This window comes from Enterobacter sp. SGAir0187 (assembly GCF_002952735.2).
Lineage (GTDB): Bacteria > Pseudomonadota > Gammaproteobacteria > Enterobacterales > Enterobacteriaceae > Enterobacter > Enterobacter quasiroggenkampii.
The window spans coordinates 2,384,435-2,405,409 of the sequence record NZ_CP025034.2 but is presented as its reverse complement, the minus strand read 5'-3'; the positions used below and the strand labels follow the sequence as shown (position 1 = coordinate 2,405,409).

The window sequence follows — 20,975 nt, the reverse complement described above, 5'->3', positions numbered from 1 at the left end:
AGCGCACGCTTGAGCACCTCAACGAAAACCATTCTGACCGCCGCCCACTGGGGGCCGATGCTGGTCGAAACCGATGGCGAAAATGTTCTGTCGTCCCGCGGGGCACTGCCAACACAACATCCCAACTCGTTACAGACCGTCGTTCGCGATCAGGTGCATAGCAAAACGCGCGTGCGCTGGCCGATGGTGCGTAAAGGTTTTCTGGCCTCGCCGGACAAGCCGCAGGGTATTCGCGGGCAGGATGAGTTTGTTCGCGTGAGCTGGGATGACGCGCTGGCGCTGATCCACACCCAGCACAAGCGCATTCGCGACAGTTACGGTCCGTCGTCCATTTTCGCCGGGTCCTACGGCTGGCGCTCTAACGGGGTGCTGCATAAGGCGTCGACGCTGCTGCAGCGCTATATGAGCCTGGCGGGAGGCTATACCGGTCATCTGGGGGATTACTCCACCGGTGCGGCGCAGGCGATCATGCCGTACGTCGTGGGCGGGAACGAAGTGTATCAGCAGCAGACCAGCTGGCCGCTGGTGCTGGAGCATACCGATGTGGTGGTGCTGTGGAGCGCTAACCCGCTTAACACGTTGAAAATTGCCTGGAATGCCAGCGACGAGCAGGGCATTGGCTATTTCGACGCGCTGCGCAAAAGCGGCAAGCGCATCATCTGCATTGACCCGATGCGCTCTGAAACCCTGGATTTCTTCGGCGACAGCGCCGAGTGGGTTGCCCCGCATATGGGCACCGACGTGGCAATGATGCTGGGTATCGCCCATACGCTGGTGCAAAACGGCTGGCACGATGTCGAATTCCTGACGCGCTGTACCACCGGCTTCGATAAGTTCGCCGGCTACCTGACGGGCCAGTCCGATGGCGTGGCGAAAACGGCAGAGTGGGCAGCAGAGATTTGCGGTGTTCCTGCGGATAAACTCCGCGAACTGGCGGCGTTGTTCCATAAAAATACCACGATGTTAATGTCCGGCTGGGGGATGCAGCGCCAGCAGTTTGGCGAGCAAAAACACTGGATGCTGGTGACCCTTGCCGCGATGCTTGGGCAGATCGGTACGCCGGGCGGGGGTTTTGGTCTCTCCTATCACTTTGCGAACGGTGGTAACCCCACGCGTAAAGCGGCGGTGCTGGCGTCTTTGCAAGGCTCGGTGCAGGGCGGCGTGGATGCGGTGGATAAAATCCCGGTGGCACGTATTGTTGAAGCCCTGGAGAATCCGGGAGGTTTCTATCAGCACAATGGTCTGGACCGCCACTTCCCGGAGATTAAATTTGTCTGGTGGGCGGGCGGGTCAAACTTCACGCACCATCAGGATACCAATCGCCTGATCCGCGCCTGGCAGAAGCCGGAGCTGGTGGTGATTTCAGAGTGCTTCTGGACCGCCTCGGCGAAACACGCCGATATTGTGCTGCCGGCGACCACCTCGTTTGAGCGTAACGATCTCACCATGACCGGCGACTACAGCAATCAGCATATGGTCCCGATGAAGCGCGTGGTCGCCCCGCGTGATGAAGCGCGTGACGATTTTGACGTGTTTGCTGAACTGAGCGAACTGTGGGAAGCGGGCGGAAGCGCGCGTTTTACTGAAGGGAAAAACGATCTGCAATGGCTGGAAACGTTCTACCAGATTGCCGGGCAGCGCGGCGCGGCGCAGGGCGTGACGCTTCCGCCATTTGCTGAGTTCTGGGAGGCGAACCAGATTATTGAAATGCCGGAGAGCGAACAGAACGCGCAGTTTGTTCGTTTCGCTGATTTTCGACGCGATCCGGAAAACCATCCGCTGAAAACCGAGAGCGGAAAGATTGTGATCTACAGCGAGCGTATCGCCAGCTTTGGCTATGCTGACTGCCCGCCGCATCCTACGTGGCTCGAGCCGGACGAGTGGCACGGCAACGCCCGGCCGGATCAACTGCAGGTGTTGTCTGCCCATCCCGCGCACCGTCTGCACAGCCAGCTTAACTATACCTCCCTGCGCGAGCAGTATGCGGTCGCCGGACGAGAGCCGATCACGCTGAATACCCTCGACGCGAAAGCACGCGGGATTGCGGACGGCGACGTGGTGCGCGTCTGGAACTCACGCGGGCAGGTGCTGGCAGGGGCGGTGGTGAGCGACGGGATTAAGCCGGGCGTGATCTGCATTCATCAGGGCGCATGGCCTGACCTTGAGCTCGCCGAAGGCGGTATCTGTAAAAACGGGGCTGTTAACGTGCTGACCAAAGATCTCCCCAGCTCGAAGCTGGGGAATGGCTGCGCAGGAAACACGGCGCTGGTCTGGGTCGAGAAATATACGGGTCCCGAGCTTACCTTAACGGTGTTTGATCCGCCTGCCAGCTCATGATCCACGTCGGGTGCTGGGTGTCATCCTGCCAGGCGCTGTCTTCAATGCGAAAGCCCTGCGCATGGTAGAAGTTCACCGCCCGGACATTTTTCTGATACACCTCCAGGGTTAAGTGCGGGAAGCGCTGTTGAACATGGTTCAGCAGCGCGCGCCCGATCCCTTTCCCGATGCATGACGGCGCTACAAACAGGGCGCCGACAAACTGAGACTGCATCACGCTGATAAATCCGCAAGGTTCGCCGTCCTGTTCCCAGACCCAGGTTTCAGCGGAGGGCAGGTAAACATCCCGCACCATGGCCTCATGCTCTTTCCAGTAATTCGGCGCGATAAACGGATGCGCTTCTGTGGTGCTTTCAAGCCACAGGCTTAGAAGCGGTGCGGTATTTTCACTTTGCCATTTGCGGATCATGATGGCCTCCCGGATGACAAAAGCAGCCGGTAACGTGGTCGTTGACCAGGCCACAGGCCTGCATAAAGGCGTAGCAGATGGTGGAGCCGACAAACTTAAAGCCGCGTTTTTTCAGGGCCTTCGAGAGCGCATCCGAGGCTGGGGTGGAGGCCGGGATGTCCGCGAGCGTGGCGGCCTGCGTGACTTGCGGATCGTTATTCACAAACGCCCAGACAAAATCTGAAAATGATTCGCCGTTTTGTTCCATCGCCAGATAAGCCCGTGCGTTACCGATGATGGCCTGGATCTTACCGCGATGGCGGATGATGCCGGCATCCTGCACCAGTCGTTCCACGTCCTCATCGGTCATCGCGGCGACGGCGACGGGATCGAACTGATGGAAGGCGTTGCGGTAATTTTCGCGTTTCTTCAGTACCGTAATCCATGACAACCCTGCCTGCTGGCCCTCAAGGCAGATCATCTCAAAGAGTTTTTTGCCATCCGTTTCGGGCACGCCCCATTCCCGATCGTGATAGTCGATATAAAGCTGATCCTGGCTTACCCAACCGCAACGTTCCATCCGTCATCTCCCTTATTGATACTGATTTCGCAAAAATTCGTTCTGACCGGCTTGACGTGTTTACTATAAAGACAATAGTTAATACAGGGCTATAAGCTCTTCCTGAATAACGACAAATATCGCCGAATTCGGCTCTCTCTGGGGTCGCGTTGATGATGATAAAAAAAATCAGTGGTCGCCATGCTGTGTCTGGCCTGGTGGGAATTTCAGCCTGCCTGTTTTTTTGTAATACAGCGTCTGCCTGGCAACAGGAATATATCGTTTCAGACGCCCAAAATAATACGGCGGAACGCTATACATGGGACGCGGATCACCAACCGCGCTATGAGGATATTCTCGCTGAGCGTATTCAGTCTTCGCAAAACGCCCCGGGTCTTGCCCTGAATATACCGTCTGGTAGTACGGCAGAGGGGGCGATGAACGTGGGCTGGAATTTTCCCGTTTCAGCGCGCATCACCACCGGCCCGGTGGTGGCGTGGCGTTATGACGGCACGGCTCCCATGATGATCAACGAGTTTGGTGATAGCGCGTCGACACAATCAGTGACGGACCCGCTATGGCATGCCAGCATCAGCACGCTGGGGTGGCGCGTGAATACCCAGTACGGCGATCTCCGACCCTGGGCGCAGATCAGCTATAACCAGCAGTTTGGTGAAAACCAGTGGAAATCGCAGTTTGGTATGCCACAAACGCCAGCCCCTGCTCAAAACGGTAGCTGGATGGATGTCACCGTAGGAACGGATATTCCCTTTAATACGCACATGGCGGCCTATGCGTCGCTGGCTCAGGGGGAGCATACCACTACCGGTGAGGAGTTTTTATACACCCTCGGCGTCAGCGCGAATTTCTAGAGTTGTTACTTTTTTAAACGTTACGATAACATCTCAAATACAACAACCACAGGGTTTACAGCGATAGCAGGTACTAACACGCTATCGCTTTATTCCCGTGCCAGGTCATTCATTCCCGATTTCAGGCATTTCATTCCGTTCCGCCTGCATTTCATGCCGTTTTACCCCAGGCATATTAAGGTTTTGTTTATCGTTGTCCTCAGCGAACTTCCTTAATTTCTCTTGCAGGACAACTGCCATGAACACATCAACCTATAACCGCACGCGCTGGCTCACGCTCTTTGGTACCATCGTTACTCAGTTTGCGCTGGGGTCGGTCTATACCTGGAGCCTGTTTAACAGCGCGCTTTCCGACAAACTCGGCGCCCCGGTCAGCCAGGTCGCGTTCTCCTTTGGTCTGCTGAGTCTGGGTCTGGCGATTTCATCTTCCGTCGCGGGCAAGCTGCAGGAGCGTTTTGGCGTGAAGCGCGTGACCATGGCGTCCGGTATCCTGCTGGGGCTGGGCTTTTTCCTGACCGCGCATTCCAGCAACCTGATGATGTTGTGGCTAAGCGCTGGCGTGCTGGTGGGGCTGGCGGACGGAGCGGGGTATCTGCTGACGCTGTCAAACTGCGTGAAGTGGTTCCCGGAACGTAAAGGCTTAATCTCGGCGTTTGCCATTGGTTCTTACGGTTTGGGCAGCCTCGGGTTCAAATTTATCGACGCCCATCTGCTGGCGTCCGTCGGTCTCGAAAAAACCTTCATGATCTGGGGCGCTATCGTGCTGGTGATGATCCTGTTCGGCGCCACGCTGATGAAAGATGCGCCGCAGCAGGAAGTGAAATCTGTAAACGGCGTGGTGGAGAACGACTTCACCCTCGCGCAGTCCATGCGTAAGCCACAGTACTGGATGCTGGCGGTGATGTTCCTGACGGCTTGCATGAGCGGTCTTTATGTCATCGGCGTGGCGAAAGATATCGCGCAGGGGATGGTGAAACTGGATGCAGCCACGGCGGCCAACGCGGTGACTGTGATTTCCATTGCTAACCTCTCGGGTCGTCTGGTCCTCGGTATTCTGTCTGACAAAATTGCCCGCATCCGCGTGATTACGATTGGGCAGGTGGTTTCGCTGGTCGGTATGGCGGCGCTGCTGTTCGCTCCGCTGAATGAAGCCACCTTCTTCGCGGCGATTGCCTGCGTGGCCTTTAACTTCGGCGGCACCATTACCGTCTTCCCGTCACTGGTGAGCGAGTTCTTTGGCCTGAACAATCTGGCGAAAAACTATGGGGTTATCTATCTTGGCTTCGGGATCGGCAGTATCTGCGGCTCGCTGATTGCCTCCCTGTTCGGCGGGTTCTACGTGACCTTCTGCGTGATCTTTGCCTTGCTGATTATCTCGCTGGCGCTGTCCACGACGATTCGTCAGCCGCAGCGTGAAGTCTTCAAAGAGGTGCATGCCTGAGACGTTAAATAAGGCCGGTTATCCGGCCTGTTTCTTATGTGAAAACCGAGGCTTTGTTGGCGTCGTCAAATTCCTGAAGTGTTTTTTGTAAATAACTGTACCGATCACACACTCTGCTGCCACTTTTTCCTTCCTCTGTGGTCTACTTACCACGCCTGTCGTCGTTTCACTGAACGATCCCCTGTGCGTATATGTAATCTGCCCACGTAATAATCAGCGTGGGCGGTGGTACTGTCCCTTGTTCCGGGTAGCTTGCATGAAATACATTAAATCGATGGCGCAACAAAAGCTCTGCTTTTTGCTGGCGTTGTACATCGGCCTGTTTATGAATGGCGCAGTTTTTTTTCGTCGGTTTGACGGTTATGCGCATGATTTTACCGTCTGGAAAGGAATTGCAGCGGTTGTCGAATTGGTCGCTGCGGTACTGGTCACCTTCTTTTTATTCCGTATTCTTACTCTGTTTGGCCGTCGCGTGTGGCGAGTGCTGGCAACGTTTATCGTGCTGTGCTCGGCGGGTGCCAGCTATTACATGACCTTTATGAACGTGGTGATTGGCTACGGCATTATTGCCTCGGTGATGACCACGGATATCGACCTCTCTAAAGAGGTTGTAGGGCTCCACTTTATTCTCTGGCTGGTGGCCGTCAGCGCCTTGCCGCTGCTGCTCATCTGGAGCAACCGCTGCCGCTACACGCTGGTTCACCAGATCCGCACGCCCGGAAAGCGATTCAGAAGCGTCGCCGTGGTGCTGCTGGCGGGCCTGATGGTCTGGGGGCCGATTCGCCTGCTGGAAGTGAAGCAGAAGAATGATGAGCGTACCTCCGGTGTGGATCTGCCAAGCTATGGCGGTGTGGTCGCCAACTCGTATTTACCGTCTAACTGGATCTCCGCGCTGGGGCTGTATGCGTGGGCGCAGGTGGATGAGTCCTCGGATAATAAGTCGCTGATAAACCCGGCGAAGAAGTTTACCTATGTGGCGCCAAAGGATATCGACGATACCTACGTCGTCTTTATTATCGGAGAGACCACACGCTGGGATCATATGGGCATTCTCGGCTATAACCGTGATACCACGCCGAAACTGGCGCAGGAAAAAAACCTGATTGCCTATCGTGGCTATTCCTGTGATACCGCCACCAAGCTCTCCCTGCGCTGCATGTTTGTGCGCGAGGGCGGGGCGAGTGACAACCCGCAGCGTACGCTAAAAGAGCAAAACGTCTTCTCGGTGCTGCATCAGCTTGGATTTACGTCTGACCTCTATGCGATGCAGAGCGAGATGTGGTTCTACAGCAACACCATGGCGCAAAATATTTCCTACCGCGAGCAGATTGGCGCAGAGGCGCGCAACCGTGGAAAACCTGTCGATGACATGCTGCTGATTGATGAGATGAAACTCTCTCTCAACGGTAAGCCTGATGGCAAGCACATGATCATCCTGCATACCAAAGGGTCGCACTTTAATTACACCCAACGCTATCCGCGTAGCTTTGCCAAATGGACGCCGGAATGCGTCGGGGTGGATAAAGACTGCACCAAAGCGCAGCTGATTAACTCCTACGACAACTCCGTGATGTATGTGGATCACTTTATTGATACGGTGATTGACCAGGTTCGTGATAAGAAAGCGATCGTCTTCTATGCGGCGGACCACGGTGAATCTATCAATGAATACGAGCATCTGCACGGTACGCCACGCAAGATGGCGCCGCCGGAGCAGTTCCGCGTGCCAATGATGGTGTGGATGTCCGACAAGTATCTGGAAGACCCGGAGAAAGCGAAGATGTTTGCTCAGCTGAAGAAAGAGGCGGAGATGAAGGTGCCGCGTCGTCACGTTGAGTTGTATGACACCATCATGGGTTGCCTCGGCTATACCTCACCGGATGGTGGAATTAACGAAAACAACAACTGGTGTAAACTCCCCGATAACAGCGCAAAAGCCGCGCAGTAGCTGCTCTGGCGAGAATATCGCCAGTTGAATGGCTTTTTGAAAATAAGGGATTGACGGGGGCGCACCTCAGCAGTAAGATGCGCTCCGCATTCGGCGAGTAGCGCAGCTTGGTAGCGCAACTGGTTTGGGACCAGTGGGTCGGAGGTTCGAATCCTCTCTCGCCGACCACATTCTGAAAAGGGCTAACCGCAAGGTTAGCCCTTTTTGCATTATGACCTTACCCCACCAGAGTATCCAAAACGCCTGTTAGACCGACTTCTCCCTGTCTGTTAACGATTTTGTGACATAATCCATTGTATTTTTTTATATATAGATTGATCTTTTTTCGCGTTGCTTATGGATAACCTCAGCATTTTTCGCTGTGCGTTTTAACGTTCGCGGTATTTAGTGCTCAGATAATCACCATTCTGCAAGAAAATTTACCCATTCTGAATAAAAGTTAATCACTGATTGTGGCGAAATAGGGAGAGACTTGTGCTGCAACATGGCGAGTAGCATAAATTTCCCTGCTGAAAACTGGCGCTCATGGTTTTTTTAATCTTTGTTTGCGGTTTCTCACACTCAGCGTAAATCCCCGTCACCTGTATTGACGTTTTCACATTCTGTTGACAGATTGTAGGGCATGAGGGGCATTTCAGGGACGATCTGCGCTGCAACTCAAACGCTCTTCTGAAAGGATTCTCCATCCCTTTAACGCCTTCGGGCACCTCCGACCGGACCGGGTAAAAAATAAATAAAGGTCTGGCGGCGTAACACAACAAAGCAAAACATCACATTGGAGCAGAATAATGAGTATTTCCTTGAAGAAGTCAGGGATGCTGAAGCTTGGTCTGAGCCTGGTGGCTATGACCGTGGCAGCAAGCGTACAGGCAAAAACCCTGGTTTACTGTTCTGAAGGCTCGCCGGAAGGCTTTAACCCACAGCTCTTTACCTCTGGTACGACGTACGACGCAAGCTCTGTACCGATCTATAACCGTCTGGTTGAATTCAAAACCGGCACCACGGAAGTGATTCCGGGTCTGGCCGAGAAGTGGGACGTCAGCGAAGACGGTAAAACCTACACCTTCCACCTGCGCAAGGGCGTGAAGTGGCAGGACAGCAAAGAATTCAAACCAACGCGCGACTTTAATGCCGACGACGTGGTGTTCTCCTTCGACCGTCAGAAAAACGCACAGAACCCGTACCACAAAGTCTCTGGCGGCAGCTATGAATACTTCGAAGGGATGGGTCTGCCGGATCTGATCTCTGAAGTGAAAAAAGTGGACGACAATACCGTTCAGTTCGTGCTGACGCGTCCGGAAGCGCCGTTCCTGGCTGACCTGGCCATGGACTTCGCCTCTATTCTGTCCAAAGAGTACGCGGACAACATGCTGAAAGCCGGTACGCCGGAGAAAGTCGACCTGAACCCAATCGGTACCGGTCCATTCCAGCTGCTGCAGTACCAGAAAGACTCCCGTATTCTGTATAAAGCGTTCGAAGGCTACTGGGGCACCAAGCCGAAGATTGATCGTCTGGTCTTCTCCATCACGCCTGATGCGTCAGTACGTTATGCAAAACTGCAGAAAAACGAATGCCAGGTGATGCCATACCCGAACCCGGCTGACATCGCCCGCATGAAGCAGGACAAGAACATCAACCTGCTGGAGCAGGCTGGCCTGAACGTGGGCTACCTCTCCTTCAACACCGAGAAGAAACCGTTTGATGACGTGAAAGTGCGTCAGGCGCTGACCTACGCGGTGAACAAAGAAGCGATCATCAAGGCGGTTTACCAGGGCGCTGGCGTTGCGGCCAAAAACCTGATCCCACCAACCATGTGGGGCTATAACGACGACGTTAAAGACTACTCCTACGATCCTGAGAAAGCGAAAGCGCTGCTGAAAGAAGCGGGCCAGGATAAAGGCTTCACCGTCGAGCTGTGGGCGATGCCGGTACAGCGTCCGTACAACCCGAACGCACGCCGTATGGCAGAAATGGTTCAGGCTGACTGGGCGAAGATTGGCGTTCAGGCCAAGATTGTGACCTACGAGTGGGGCGAGTACCTGAAGCGCGCCAAAGCGGGTGAGCACCAGGCAGTCATGATGGGCTGGACTGGTGATAACGGGGATCCGGACAACTTCTTCGCCACCCTGTTCAGCTGCGCGGCGGCAAAAGACGGTTCTAACTACTCTCGCTGGTGCTACAAGCCGTTTGAAGACCTGATCCAGCCGGCGCGTGCGACCGACGATCACAACAAACGTATTGAACTGTACAAGCAGGCACAGGTTGTTATGCACGATCAGGCTCCGGCGCTGATTGTTGCTCACTCCACCGTGTACGAGCCAGTGCGTAAAGAAGTGAAAGGCTACGTGGTTGATCCACTGGGCAAACACCACTTCGAAAACGTATCGGTTGAATAATAAGTAGGGTGTTCTCCCTCTCCCTTTGGGAGAGGGCAGGGGTGAGGGTTGTGCATGCATCCCCTTACCCTAACCCTCTCCCACAGGGAGAGGGAATTTACATTTGTGAGCAATACAGACGTCACGCCACTGGTCGTGCGTCATCAGAGAGAATCCGGGTTATGTTGCAGTTCATCCTCCGACGTCTGGGACTTGTTATCCCCACGTTTATCGGTATCACCCTTCTCACTTTTGCCTTCGTCCATATGATCCCCGGCGACCCGGTAATGATTATGGCGGGCGAGCGTGGTATTTCCCCTGAGCGCCATGCACAGCTGCTGGCTGAACTCGGCCTCGATAAGCCGATGTGGCAGCAGTATCTCCACTATATCTGGGGCGTGCTGCACGGTGATTTAGGGATTTCATTGAAAAGCCGTCTTCCGGTGTGGGACGAGTTCGTGCCGCGTTTTAAAGCGACGCTGGAGCTTGGCGTCTGCGCCATGATTTTCGCCACCGCGGTGGGTATCCCTGTTGGGGTACTGGCTGCCGTTAAGCGTGGCTCTATTTTTGACCACACCGCTGTGGGCCTGGCGCTGACCGGCTACTCCATGCCTATCTTCTGGTGGGGCATGATGCTGATCATGCTGGTCTCGGTGCAGCTTAACCTGACACCGGTCTCCGGGCGCGTCAGCGATATGGTCTTCCTGGATGACTCCAACCCGCTCACCGGCTTTATGCTGATTGATACGGCTATCTGGGGCGAAGAGGGCAACTTCATGGATGCCGTCGCGCATATGATCCTGCCTGCCATGGTGCTGGGCACCATTCCTCTGGCGGTGATCGTCCGTATGACCCGTTCATCGATGTTGGAAGTGCTGGGTGAGGATTATATCCGCACCGCCCGCGCCAAGGGCCTGACGCGTATGCGCGTTATCATCGTCCATGCGCTGCGTAACGCCATGCTGCCGGTGGTGACCGTTATCGGTCTCCAGGTGGGGACGTTGCTGGCGGGGGCGATCCTGACCGAAACCATCTTCTCCTGGCCGGGCCTGGGCCGCTGGCTGATTGACGCGCTGCAGCGCCGTGACTATCCGGTTGTGCAGGGCGGTGTTCTGCTGGTCGCGACGATGATTATCCTCGTCAACCTGCTGGTCGATTTGCTGTACGGCGTGGTGAACCCGCGTATTCGTCATAAGAAGTAAGGGGCCATCATGTCACAGGTTTCTGAAAACAAAGTTGTTGCTGCACCGGTTCCGATGACGCCGATGCAGGAGTTCTGGCACTACTTCAAGCGCAATAAAGGCGCGGTGGTGGGGCTGGTGTATGTCGCTATCATGATCCTGATTGCGGTGTTTGCAAACGTGCTGGCGCCGTATAACCCGGCGGATCAGTTCCGCGATGCGCTGCTCTCCCCTCCTGCCTGGCAGGACGGCGGTAGCCTGGCGCACCTGCTGGGGACCGATGATGTGGGCCGCGATGTGCTGTCGCGTCTGATGTACGGTGCGCGCCTGTCGCTGCTGGTCGGCTGCCTGGTGGTGGTGTTATCCCTGATTATGGGGATTGTACTGGGTCTGGTTGCCGGCTACTTCGGCGGCATTGTTGATAACATCATCATGCGTATCGTCGACATCATGCTGGCGCTGCCAAGCCTGCTGCTGGCGCTGGTGCTGGTGGCGATCTTCGGGCCGTCGATCGGCAACGCCGCCCTGGCGCTGACGTTCGTGGCGCTTCCTCACTACGTGCGTTTAACCCGCGCGGCGGTGCTGGTGGAAGTGAACCGCGACTACGTCACGGCGTCTCGCGTAGCGGGGGCCGGTGCGATGCGCCAGATGTTCGTCAATATCTTCCCGAACTGCCTTGCGCCGCTGATTGTTCAGGCGTCGCTCGGTTTCTCTAACGCCATTCTTGATATGGCCGCTCTTGGCTTCCTGGGCATGGGTGCGCAGCCGCCAACACCGGAGTGGGGCACCATGCTCTCCGACGTGTTGCAGTTCGCACAAAGCGCCTGGTGGGTTGTCACCTTCCCGGGTCTGGCAATCCTGCTGACGGTGCTGGCATTTAACCTGATGGGTGATGGCCTGCGTGATGCGCTTGATCCCAAACTGAAGCAGTAAGAGGCACGAGATGGCGTTATTAAATGTAGATAAATTATCGGTGCACTTCGGCGACGAAGGCACCCCGTTTCGCGCCGTGGACCGCATCAGCTACAGCGTTAATCAGGGCGAAGTGGTGGGTATCGTTGGGGAGTCCGGTTCCGGTAAGTCAGTGAGCTCGCTGGCGATCATGGGGCTGATTGATTACCCGGGCCGCGTGATGGCGGAAAACCTGCAGTTCAACGGTCAGGACCTGAAGCGCATTTCTGAAAAACAGCGCCGCCAGCTGGTGGGCGCGGAAGTGGCGATGATTTTCCAGGATCCGATGACCAGCCTGAACCCGTGCTACACCGTCGGTTTCCAGATTATGGAAGCGATTAAGGTGCACCAGGGCGGGAATAAGAAAACCCGTCGTCAGCGGGCGATCGATCTGCTGAACCAGGTGGGTATTCCTGACCCGGCTTCGCGTCTGGACGTTTACCCGCACCAGCTTTCCGGCGGGATGAGCCAGCGCGTGATGATCGCCATGGCGATTGCCTGTCGACCAAAACTGCTGATTGCGGATGAACCGACGACGGCGCTGGATGTGACCATTCAGGCACAAATCATCGAGCTGCTGCTGGAGCTGCAGCAGAAAGAGAATATGGCGCTAGTGCTGATTACGCACGATCTGGCGCTGGTGGCTGAAGCTGCACACAAAATCATTGTGATGTATGCCGGCCAGGTGGTCGAGACCGGAAATTCGCACGATATCTTCCGCGCGCCGCGTCACCCGTATACCCAGGCGCTTTTACGCGCGCTGCCGGAGTTTGCTCAGGATAAAGCGCGTCTGGCGTCGCTGCCGGGTGTGGTGCCGGGTAAATATGACCGTCCGCAGGGCTGTCTGCTCAATCCGCGCTGTCCGTATGCGACGGACAAATGCCGGGCAGAAGAGCCAGAACTGAGCCAGCTTGCTGACGGTCGTCAGTCGAAATGCCACTACCCACTCGATGATGCCGGGAGGCCAACACTATGAGTACGCAACAGGCCACCACGCAACAGCCGCTGTTGCAGGCCATCGACCTGAAAAAATATTACCCGGTGAAGAAGGGGCTGTTTGCCCCTGAACGCCTGGTGAAAGCGCTGGACGGCGTCTCCTTTAACCTCGAACGCGGTAAAACGCTGGCGGTAGTGGGAGAGTCAGGCTGCGGGAAATCCACGCTGGGCCGTCTGCTGACGATGATTGAAGTGCCGACCGGTGGTGAACTTTATTATCAGGGCCAGGATCTGCTCAAGCACGATCCGCAGGCGCAGAAGCTGCGTCGCCAGAAAATCCAGATTGTGTTCCAGAACCCGTATGGTTCGCTGAACCCGCGTAAAAAAGTGGGGCAGATTCTGGAAGAGCCGCTGCTGATTAACAGCAATCTGAGCAAAGAGCAGCGCCGTGAAAAAGCGCTGGCGATGATGGCGAAGGTCGGCCTCAAAACCGAGCACTATGACCGCTACCCGCACATGTTCTCCGGCGGCCAGCGTCAGCGTATCGCTATCGCACGCGGGCTGATGCTTGACCCGGACGTGGTGATTGCCGATGAACCTGTTTCAGCGCTCGACGTCTCCGTGCGGGCGCAGGTACTGAACCTGATGATGGATCTGCAGCAGGAGCTGGGACTCTCTTACGTGTTCATCTCCCACGACCTGTCGGTGGTGGAGCATATTGCCGATGAAGTGATGGTGATGTACCTGGGGCGCTGCGTGGAGAAGGGGACCAAAGACCAGATCTTTAATAACCCTCGCCACCCGTACACCCAGGCGCTGCTGTCCGCGACGCCGCGTCTGAACCCGGACGATCGTCGTGAGCGTATTAAGCTGACGGGAGAGCTGCCAAGCCCGCTGAATCCGCCGCCGGGATGTGCATTCAACGCCCGCTGCAGCCGTCGCTTTGGCCCCTGCACCCAGCTACAGCCGCAGCTGAAGGATTATGGCGGCCAGTTGGTGGCCTGCTTTGCGGTCGATCAGGATGAAAACGGCGAGAAGCCACATGCATAACGAAAAAAACCGGCGCTAAGCCGGTTTTTTATGTCTGCTTTATTATTTCCGCAGGCGAATCTGGTCGACGGCGTGCTTCTCGCTCTTGGTGAGGATCAGGCTCGCACGCTCGCGCGTCGGCAGGATGTTCTCTTTAAGATTCACATAGTTGATCTCATTCCACAGCCCCGTCGCCACATTGATCGCTTCTTCTTCAGAAAGCTGAGCATAGTGGTGGAAATAGGAGTCCGGATCGGTGAACGCCCCTTCGCGGAACTTCAGGAAGCGGTTGATGTACCAGTTCTGCAGCAGGTCTTCCGGCGCATCGACGTAAATAGAGAAATCGACGAAATCCGAGACAAAGACGTGATGCGGGTCGTGAGGATAGTCCATGCCGCTTTGCAGCACGTTCAGACCTTCCAGAATGAGAATATCCGGCTGGACCACCGTTTTATCCCCATCCGGGATGCGATCGTAGATCAGGTGCGAATAGACCGGCGCTGTCACGTGGGGCACGCCGGATTTCAGGTCGGAGACAAATTTCACCAGACGGTGCATATCATAAGAGAGCGGGAAGCCTTTCTTCTTCATCAGCCCGCGTTCTTTTAAGACTTCGTTTGGATGCAGGAAGCCATCGGTCGTGATCAGCTCCACGCTGCGATGTTCCGGCCAGCGGCTCAACAGCGCCTGCAATACGCGTGCGGTGGTACTTTTACCCACGGCCACGCTGCCTGCGATACTAATGATATAAGGAATGCGTTGACCGTTCGTCCCGAGAAACTGCTCCAGCACCGCCTGACGACGCAGGTTCGAGCTGATATAGAAGTTAAGCAAGCGAGAGAGGGGGAGATAAATTTCTGCCACCTCTTCAAGGGACAGATCTTCGTTTATCCCTTTTAACCGTGCGATTTCACCTTCCGTCAGCGTCATAGGGACGGAATCACGCAGGGCAGCCCACTGGCTGCGGTTAAAGTGAAGATAAGGCGTCATTAACGTTTGCTCTTTTTTGCTCATAAGCATGCTTCAGTGAGCCAGCGCTAAACTGCCGGATCGTGGCTCATCACACAGTTAATTTTGGACAATGGGCAGGAGGTTAACACCAGATGGCAGGAATAATAAGAAAAAAGATGGATAGCGCTGCGTTACGCGGAAGCCGTCACGCTATGGTGTATACGGTGTAAATCACGCGTGCATGTTGATTATTTGACCCGCAATGACTACTTTTACAGCGCTTAGCGCTTCGTTCGCATAAAATGTGAGCGAAAGAACGTTTTATGCAAATTTTTAGTTGCATGACCGCGCAGGTATCCATAGAATGCGCGCTACTTGATGCCGACTTAGCTCAGTAGGTAGAGCAACTGACTTGTAATCAGTAGGTCACCAGTTCGATTCCGGTAGTCGGCACCATCAAGTCCGGTGGGGTTCCCGAGCGGCCAAAGGGAGCAGACTGTAAATCTGCCGTCACAGACTTCGAAGGTTCGAATCCTTCCCCCACCACCACTTTCTGGCAGCGTAAATGCCGCCGGAGCTGGTTGGAAAAATTAGCCAGCTCAAACTGAAAAAGAGAGAAATCTCTTTTTTTGTTACAGAAAGAACTGGGTAGCCGAGTTTCAGGATGCGGGCATCGTATAATGGCTATTACCTCAGCCTTCCAAGCTGATGATGCGGGTTCGATTCCCGCTGCCCGCTCCAATACGTGCTGATATGGCTCAGTTGGTAGAGCGCACCCTTGGTAAGGGTGAGGTCCCCAGTTCGACTCTGGGTATCAGCACCACTTCACTTCTCCTTCCCGTTTCTCTCTGTTTCAATTTTACTGTATTCAACAATTCAGGCATTTCGCCTGGTTGATGTGGTGATATCACCGATTTATCCGTGTCTTAGAGGGACAATCGATGTCTAAAGAAAAGTTTGAACGTACAAAACCGCACGTTAACGTCGGTACTATCGGCCACGTTGACCATGGTAAAACAACGCTGACCGCTGCAATCACTACCGTTCTGGCAAAAACCTACGGTGGTTCTGCTCGTGCATTCGACCAGATCGATAACGCACCAGAAGAAAAAGCTCGTGGTATCACCATCAACACCTCTCACGTTGAGTACGACACCCCGACTCGCCACTACGCACACGTAGACTGCCCAGGCCACGCCGACTATGTTAAAAACATGATCACCGGTGCTGCGCAGATGGACGGCGCGATCCTGGTTGTTGCTGCGACTGACGGCCCAATGCCTCAGACTCGTGAGCACATCCTGCTGGGTCGTCAGGTAGGCGTTCCTTACATCATCGTGTTCCTGAACAAGTGCGACATGGTTGATGACGAAGAGCTGCTGGAACTGGTAGAGATGGAAGTTCGTGAACTGCTGTCTCAGTACGATTTCCCAGGCGACGATACCCCAATCGTTCGTGGTTCTGCTCTGAAAGCGCTGGAAGGCGACGCAGAGTGGGAAGCGAAAATCATCGAACTGGCTGGCTTCCTGGATTCTTACATCCCAGAACCAGAGCGTGCGATTGACAAGCCATTCCTGCTGCCAATCGAAGACGTATTCTCCATCTCCGGTCGTGGTACCGTTGTTACCGGTCGTGTAGAGCGCGGTATCATCAAAGTTGGTGAAGAAGTTGAAATCGTTGGTATCAAAGAGACTGCGAAGTCTACCTGTACTGGCGTTGAAATGTTCCGCAAACTGCTGGACGAAGGCCGTGCTGGTGAGAACGTTGGTGTTCTGCTGCGTGGTATCAAACGTGAAGAAATCGAACGTGGTCAGGTTCTGGCTAAGCCAGGCTCAATCAAGCCGCACACCAAGTTCGAATCTGAAGTGTACATCCTGTCCAAAGACGAAGGCGGCCGTCATACTCCGTTCTTCAAAGGCTACCGTCCACAGTTCTACTTCCGTACTACTGACGTGACCGGTACCATCGAACTGCCAGAAGGCGTTGAGATGGTAATGCCAGGCGACAACATCAAGATGGTTGTGACTCTGATCCACCCAATCGCGATGGACGACGGTCTGCGTTTCGCAATTCGTGAAGGTGGCCGTACCGTTGGCGCGGGCGTGGTTGCTAAAGTTCTCGGCTAATTGCTGATAACATTTGACGCAATGCGCAATAAAAGGGCATCATTTGATGCCCTTTTTGCACGCTTTCACGTCAGAACCTGGCTCATCAGTGATTATTTTTGTCATAATCATTGCTGAGACAGGCTCTGCAGAGAGCGTATAATTCGAAAAGCGAATGAGCATTTCGATTTGGTTTGCCTCGCAATCGCGGGGTGAAAATGTTTGTAGAATACTTCTGACAGGTTGGTTTATGAGTGCGAATACCGAAGCTCAAGGGAGCGGGCGCGGCCTGGAAGCGATGAAATGGGTAGTGGTAGCCGTTCTGCTGATCGTAGCGATTGTCGGCAACTACCTTTATCGTGACATGATGCTGCCGCTACGCGCGCTTGCAGTGGTAATTCTGATTGCTGCAGCGGGTGGTGTCGCGCTGTTGACGACGAAAGGCAAAGCGACTGTCGCTTTTGCTCGCGAAGCGCGTACCGAAGTCCGTAAGGTAATTTGGCCGACTCGCCAGGAAACATTGCACACCACGCTGATCGTAGCGGCGGTTACCGCTGTAATGTCACTGATCCTGTGGGGACTGGATGGTATTCTGGTTCGCCTGGTATCCTTTATCACTGGCCTGAGGTTCTGAGATGTCTGAAGCCCCTAAAAAGCGCTGGTACGTCGTTCAGGCGTTTTCCGGTTTTGAAGGCCGCGTAGCAACGTCGCTGCGTGAGCATATCAAATTACACAACATGGAAGAGTTATTTGGCGAAGTGATGGTTCCGACCGAAGAAGTGGTCGAGATCCGTGGCGGCCAGCGTCGCAAAAGCGAACGCAAATTCTTCCCGGGTTACGTACTGGTTCAGATGGTGATGAACGACGCGAGCTGGCACCTGGTGCGCAGCGTACCGCGCGTGATGGGCTTTATCGGCGGCACGTCTGACCGTCCGGCGCCAATCAGCGACAAAGAAGTGGATGCGATTATGAACCGCCTGCAGCAGGTTGGTGATAAGCCGCGTCCGAAAACGCTGTTTGAACCGGGTGAAATGGTGCGTGTTAATGACGGTCCGTTTGCTGACTTTAACGGCGTCGTTGAAGAAGTGGACTACGAGAAGTCCCGCCTGAAAGTTTCTGTATCTATCTTCGGTCGTGCGACCCCGGTAGAACTGGACTTTGCTCAGGTCGAAAAAGCCTAAGCAGCGATCAAAAAAGCGACGATTTAATCGTTGCACAGGGCGCGAGATTGGAATACAATTTCGCGCCTTTTGTTTTTATGGGCCCGGCCCGTAAAACGAATTTTATTCACGGGGAGCCTCGCTGAGGCGCTATTACCCAATCAGAGGATTTTAGAATGGCTAAGAAAGTACAAGCCTACGTCAAGCTGCAGGTTGCAGCTGGTATGGCGAACCCAAGTCCACCAGTTGGTCCAGCTCTGGGTCAGCAGGGTGTGAACATCATGGAATTCTGTAAAGCGTTCAACGCAAAAACGGAATCCCTGGAAAAAGGTCTGCCAATCCCAGTCGTAATCACTGTTTACGCTGACCGTTCTTTCACTTTCGTTACCAAAACCCCTCCAGCAGCAGTTCTGCTGAAGAAAGCGGCTGGTATCAAGTCTGGTTCCGGTAAACCGAACAAAGACAAAGTGGGTAAAATTTCCCGCGCTCAGCTGCAGGAAATCGCGCAGACCAAAGCTGCCGACATGACTGGTGCCGACATTGAAGCGATGACTCGCTCAATCGAAGGTACTGCACGTTCCATGGGCCTGGTAGTGGAGGACTAAGAAATGGCTAAACTGACCAAGCGCATGTCCGTGATCCGTGACAAAGTTGATGCGACCAAACAGTACGACATCAACGAAGCTATCGCTCTGCTGAAAGAACTGGCAACTGCTAAGTTCGTTGAAAGCGTTGACGTTGCCGTTAACCTGGGCATCGACGCGCGTAAATCTGATCAGAACGTTCGTGGCGCAACTGTACTGCCACACGGTACTGGCCGTTCCGTACGTGTAGCTGTATTTGCTCAGGGTGCAAACGCTGAAGCGGCTAAAGCTGCCGGCGCTGAACTGGTAGGTATGGAAGATCTGGCTGATCAGATCAAGAAAGGCGAAATGAACTTTGACGTTGTTATTGCTTCTCCAGATGCAATGCGCGTTGTTGGCCAGCTGGGCCAGGTTCTGGGTCCACGCGGCCTGATGCCAAACCCGAAAGTGGGTACTGTAACGCCTAACGTTGCTGAAGCGGTTAAGAACGCTAAAGCAGGTCAGGTTCGTTATCGTAACGACAAAAACGGCATCATCCACACCACCATCGGTAAAGTGGACTTTGACGCTGACAAACTGAAAGAAAACCTGGAAGCTCTGCTGGTTGCGCTGAAAAAAGCAAAACCAACTCAGGCGAAAGGCGTGTACATCAAGAAAGTTAGCATCTCCACCACCATGGGTGCAGGTGTTGCAGTTGACCAGGCTGGCCTGAGCGCTGCTGCAAACTAATGCCTTTACGTGGGCGGTGATTTTGTCTACAATCTTACCCCCACGTTTGCTAACAAAAGTTAGCGGCTAAAAGATTTGTTCGTTGGAGCCTGGCCTAATCCAGGCCTCCGTCGAAGACCGCAGGTGTTTCGCAAGAGACTTAATCCCCTGCGTAGACGGTGACAGAACGCTAAGATTATTTTTGGATACTCTGGCTTGTTTCTGCTCACCGTATTAAGACGCTCTTTCCGTTGGGAAGAGTGAAGTGAGTTCCGGAACATGAGTTCCGGCAAACATCCAGGAGCAAAGCTAATGGCTTTAAATCTTCAAGACAAACAAGCGATTGTTGCTGAAGTCAGCGAAGTAGCCAAAGGCGCGCTGTCTGCAGTAGTTGCGGATTCCCGTGGCGTTACTGTAGACAAAATGACTGAACTGCGTAAAGCAGGTCGTGAAGCTGGCGTATACATGCGTGTTGTTCGTAACACCCTGCTGCGCCGCGTAGTTGAAGGTACTCAGTTCGAGTGCCTGAAAGACACGTTTGTTGGTCCGACCCTGATTGCATACTCTATGGAACACCCGGGCGCTGCTGCTCGTCTGTTCAAAGAGTTCGCGAAAGCGAATGCAAAATTTGAGGTCAAAGCTGCAGCCTTTGAAGGTGAGTTGATCCCGGCATCGCAAATCGATCGCCTGGCAACCCTGCCGACCTACGAAGAAGCAATTGCACGCCTGATGGCAACCATGAAAGAAGCTGCGGCTGGCAAACTGGTTCGCACTCTGGCTGCTGTACGCGATGCGAAAGAAGCTGCTTAATCGCAGTTATCTTTATAAAGCATTTGCTTACGTATAAACTTATTCTGATTTTCAGGAACAATTTAAATGTCTATCACTAAAGATCAAATCATTGAAGCAGTAGCAGCTATGTCCGTAATGGACGTTGTAGAGCTGGTTTCTGCAATGGAAGAAAAATTCGGTGTTTCTGCTGCTGCTGCTGTAGCTGTAGCTGCGGGCCCGGCTGAAGCTGCTGAAGAAAAAACTGAATTCGACGTAATTCTGAAAGCTGCTGGCGCGAACAAAGTTGCTGTTATCAAAGCAGTACGTGGCGCAACTGGCCTGGGTCTGAAAGAAGCTAAAGACCTGGTAGAATCTGCTCCAGCTGCGCTGAAAGAAGGCGTGAGCAAAGACGACGCAGAAGCACTGAAAAAATCTCTGGAAGAAGCTGGCGCTGAAGTTGAAGTTAAATAAGCCAACTTTTCTGGTTGCAGCCTAAGTCATTAGGCTGATGGCTGGTGACTTTTTAGTCACCAGCCTTTTTGCGCTGTAAGGCATCAGTAGCATTTCACACTGTTTGACTGCTGATTGTCCTGACAATGCATGTTTCTATCGACGACTTAATATATTGCGACAGGGTGCTCGCTCTGTGTAAATCGCGACGAAATGATTTAAGCGTGAT

At 54.2% G+C, this 20,975-nt stretch carries 19 protein-coding genes and 5 tRNA genes; 21 read left to right on the top strand and 3 right to left on the bottom strand.

Annotation, left to right across the window (positions count from 1 at the left end):
- The first annotated feature begins 57 nt into the window (after positions 1 to 57).
- Positions 58 to 2,337: a molybdopterin guanine dinucleotide-containing S/N-oxide reductase gene (locus CWR52_RS11525; protein ID WP_252152197.1), complete on the top strand. Its 2,280-nt coding sequence runs from the start codon at positions 58 to 60 to the stop codon at positions 2,335 to 2,337.
- Here CWR52_RS11525 and CWR52_RS11520 read toward each other — a convergent pair.
- On the bottom strand, positions 2,300 to 2,746 hold the full coding sequence (locus tag CWR52_RS11520; protein WP_104949702.1) for an N-acetyltransferase: 447 nt from the start codon (positions 2,744 to 2,746) through the stop codon (positions 2,300 to 2,302). The genes CWR52_RS11525 and CWR52_RS11520 overlap by 38 nt on opposite strands.
- On the bottom strand, positions 2,724 to 3,305 hold the full coding sequence (tag, locus tag CWR52_RS11515; protein WP_104949701.1) for a DNA-3-methyladenine glycosylase I: 582 nt from the start codon (positions 3,303 to 3,305) through the stop codon (positions 2,724 to 2,726). The genes CWR52_RS11520 and tag overlap by 23 nt, the downstream gene beginning before the upstream one ends.
- Positions 3,306 to 3,457: 152 nt before the next feature.
- On the opposite strand from tag, the gene CWR52_RS11510 reads away from it, so the two are divergent.
- The 9 genes from CWR52_RS11510 to dppF all read left to right on the top strand — a co-directional run bounded on the left by CWR52_RS11510 (position 3,458) and on the right by dppF (position 14,038).
- Positions 3,458 to 4,156, top strand: coding sequence for an autotransporter domain-containing protein (locus CWR52_RS11510; RefSeq protein ID WP_104949700.1), 699 nt, complete (start codon positions 3,458 to 3,460; stop codon positions 4,154 to 4,156).
- 238 nt (positions 4,157 to 4,394) lie between these two features.
- Entirely contained in the window at positions 4,395 to 5,597 is a 1,203-nt protein-coding gene (locus CWR52_RS11505; protein ID WP_008502767.1) for an L-lactate MFS transporter, read from the top strand.
- Between the two features lie 256 nt (positions 5,598 to 5,853).
- Complete coding sequence (eptB, locus tag CWR52_RS11500; protein ID WP_045907857.1) at positions 5,854 to 7,545, top strand: kdo(2)-lipid A phosphoethanolamine 7''-transferase; 1,692 nt, start codon at positions 5,854 to 5,856, stop codon at positions 7,543 to 7,545.
- A 91-nt stretch (positions 7,546 to 7,636) separates the two neighbouring features.
- Positions 7,637 to 7,713, top strand: a tRNA-Pro gene (locus CWR52_RS11495).
- A gap of 620 nt (positions 7,714 to 8,333) precedes the next feature.
- Positions 8,334 to 9,941 carry a dipeptide ABC transporter periplasmic-binding protein DppA gene (dppA, locus tag CWR52_RS11490; RefSeq protein WP_008502769.1) on the top strand — a complete coding sequence of 536 codons (1,608 nt, stop codon included), beginning with the start codon at positions 8,334 to 8,336 and terminating at the stop codon, positions 9,939 to 9,941.
- A 161-nt stretch (positions 9,942 to 10,102) separates the two neighbouring features.
- Positions 10,103 to 11,122 carry a dipeptide ABC transporter permease DppB gene (dppB, locus tag CWR52_RS11485; protein ID WP_008502770.1) on the top strand — a complete coding sequence of 340 codons (1,020 nt, stop codon included), beginning with the start codon at positions 10,103 to 10,105 and terminating at the stop codon, positions 11,120 to 11,122.
- Positions 11,123 to 11,131: 9 nt separating this feature from the next.
- A complete protein-coding gene (gene dppC / locus CWR52_RS11480) occupies positions 11,132 to 12,034 on the top strand; it encodes a dipeptide ABC transporter permease DppC (RefSeq protein WP_048028029.1) in 903 nt (300 codons plus the stop codon).
- A 10-nt stretch (positions 12,035 to 12,044) separates the two neighbouring features.
- Entirely contained in the window at positions 12,045 to 13,028 is a 984-nt protein-coding gene (gene dppD, locus CWR52_RS11475; protein WP_104949698.1) for a dipeptide ABC transporter ATP-binding protein, read from the top strand.
- Positions 13,025 to 14,038 (top strand): dipeptide ABC transporter ATP-binding subunit DppF, encoded by a 1,014-nt coding sequence (gene dppF / locus CWR52_RS11470; RefSeq protein ID WP_032644494.1) that lies wholly within the window; start codon positions 13,025 to 13,027, stop codon positions 14,036 to 14,038. The genes dppD and dppF overlap by 4 nt, the downstream gene beginning before the upstream one ends.
- 42 nt (positions 14,039 to 14,080) lie before the next feature.
- On the opposite strand, the gene coaA is transcribed toward dppF, so the two are convergent.
- Entirely contained in the window at positions 14,081 to 15,031 is a 951-nt protein-coding gene (gene coaA, locus CWR52_RS11465; protein WP_032654569.1) for a type I pantothenate kinase, read from the bottom strand.
- A 317-nt stretch (positions 15,032 to 15,348) separates the two neighbouring features.
- Between coaA and CWR52_RS11460 the strand changes: the two genes are divergently transcribed.
- The 11 genes from CWR52_RS11460 to rplL all read left to right on the top strand — a co-directional run bounded on the left by CWR52_RS11460 (position 15,349) and on the right by rplL (position 20,767).
- Positions 15,349 to 15,424: transfer RNA gene (locus CWR52_RS11460), tRNA-Thr, on the top strand.
- 8 nt (positions 15,425 to 15,432) lie between these two features.
- Positions 15,433 to 15,517 (top strand) — tRNA-Tyr (locus tag CWR52_RS11455).
- A gap of 117 nt (positions 15,518 to 15,634) precedes the next feature.
- Positions 15,635 to 15,709: transfer RNA gene (locus CWR52_RS11450), tRNA-Gly, on the top strand.
- Positions 15,710 to 15,715: 6 nt separating this feature from the next.
- Positions 15,716 to 15,791, top strand: a tRNA-Thr gene (locus CWR52_RS11445).
- A 118-nt stretch (positions 15,792 to 15,909) separates the two neighbouring features.
- Positions 15,910 to 17,094 (top strand): elongation factor Tu, encoded by a 1,185-nt coding sequence (gene tuf, locus CWR52_RS11440; protein ID WP_014830236.1) that lies wholly within the window; start codon positions 15,910 to 15,912, stop codon positions 17,092 to 17,094.
- Positions 17,095 to 17,323: 229 nt separating this feature from the next.
- The gene (secE, locus tag CWR52_RS11435; protein WP_003862342.1) at positions 17,324 to 17,707 is read left to right on the top strand and encodes a preprotein translocase subunit SecE; all 384 of its coding nucleotides are present in this window, start codon (positions 17,324 to 17,326) and stop codon (positions 17,705 to 17,707) included.
- A 1-nt stretch (position 17,708) separates the two neighbouring features.
- Entirely contained in the window at positions 17,709 to 18,254 is a 546-nt protein-coding gene (nusG, locus tag CWR52_RS11430; RefSeq protein ID WP_003862341.1) for a transcription termination/antitermination protein NusG, read from the top strand.
- A gap of 155 nt (positions 18,255 to 18,409) precedes the next feature.
- The gene (rplK, locus tag CWR52_RS11425) at positions 18,410 to 18,838 is read left to right on the top strand and encodes a 50S ribosomal protein L11 (protein ID WP_008503452.1); all 429 of its coding nucleotides are present in this window, start codon (positions 18,410 to 18,412) and stop codon (positions 18,836 to 18,838) included.
- Between the two features lie 3 nt (positions 18,839 to 18,841).
- Complete coding sequence (rplA, locus tag CWR52_RS11420; RefSeq protein ID WP_006810530.1) at positions 18,842 to 19,546, top strand: 50S ribosomal protein L1; 705 nt, start codon at positions 18,842 to 18,844, stop codon at positions 19,544 to 19,546.
- 291 nt (positions 19,547 to 19,837) lie between these two features.
- Entirely contained in the window at positions 19,838 to 20,335 is a 498-nt protein-coding gene (gene rplJ / locus CWR52_RS11415) for a 50S ribosomal protein L10 (RefSeq protein ID WP_003862338.1), read from the top strand.
- A gap of 66 nt (positions 20,336 to 20,401) precedes the next feature.
- The gene (rplL, locus tag CWR52_RS11410; protein WP_002445276.1) at positions 20,402 to 20,767 is read left to right on the top strand and encodes a 50S ribosomal protein L7/L12; all 366 of its coding nucleotides are present in this window, start codon (positions 20,402 to 20,404) and stop codon (positions 20,765 to 20,767) included.
- The last annotated feature ends 208 nt before the right edge of the window (positions 20,768 to 20,975 follow it).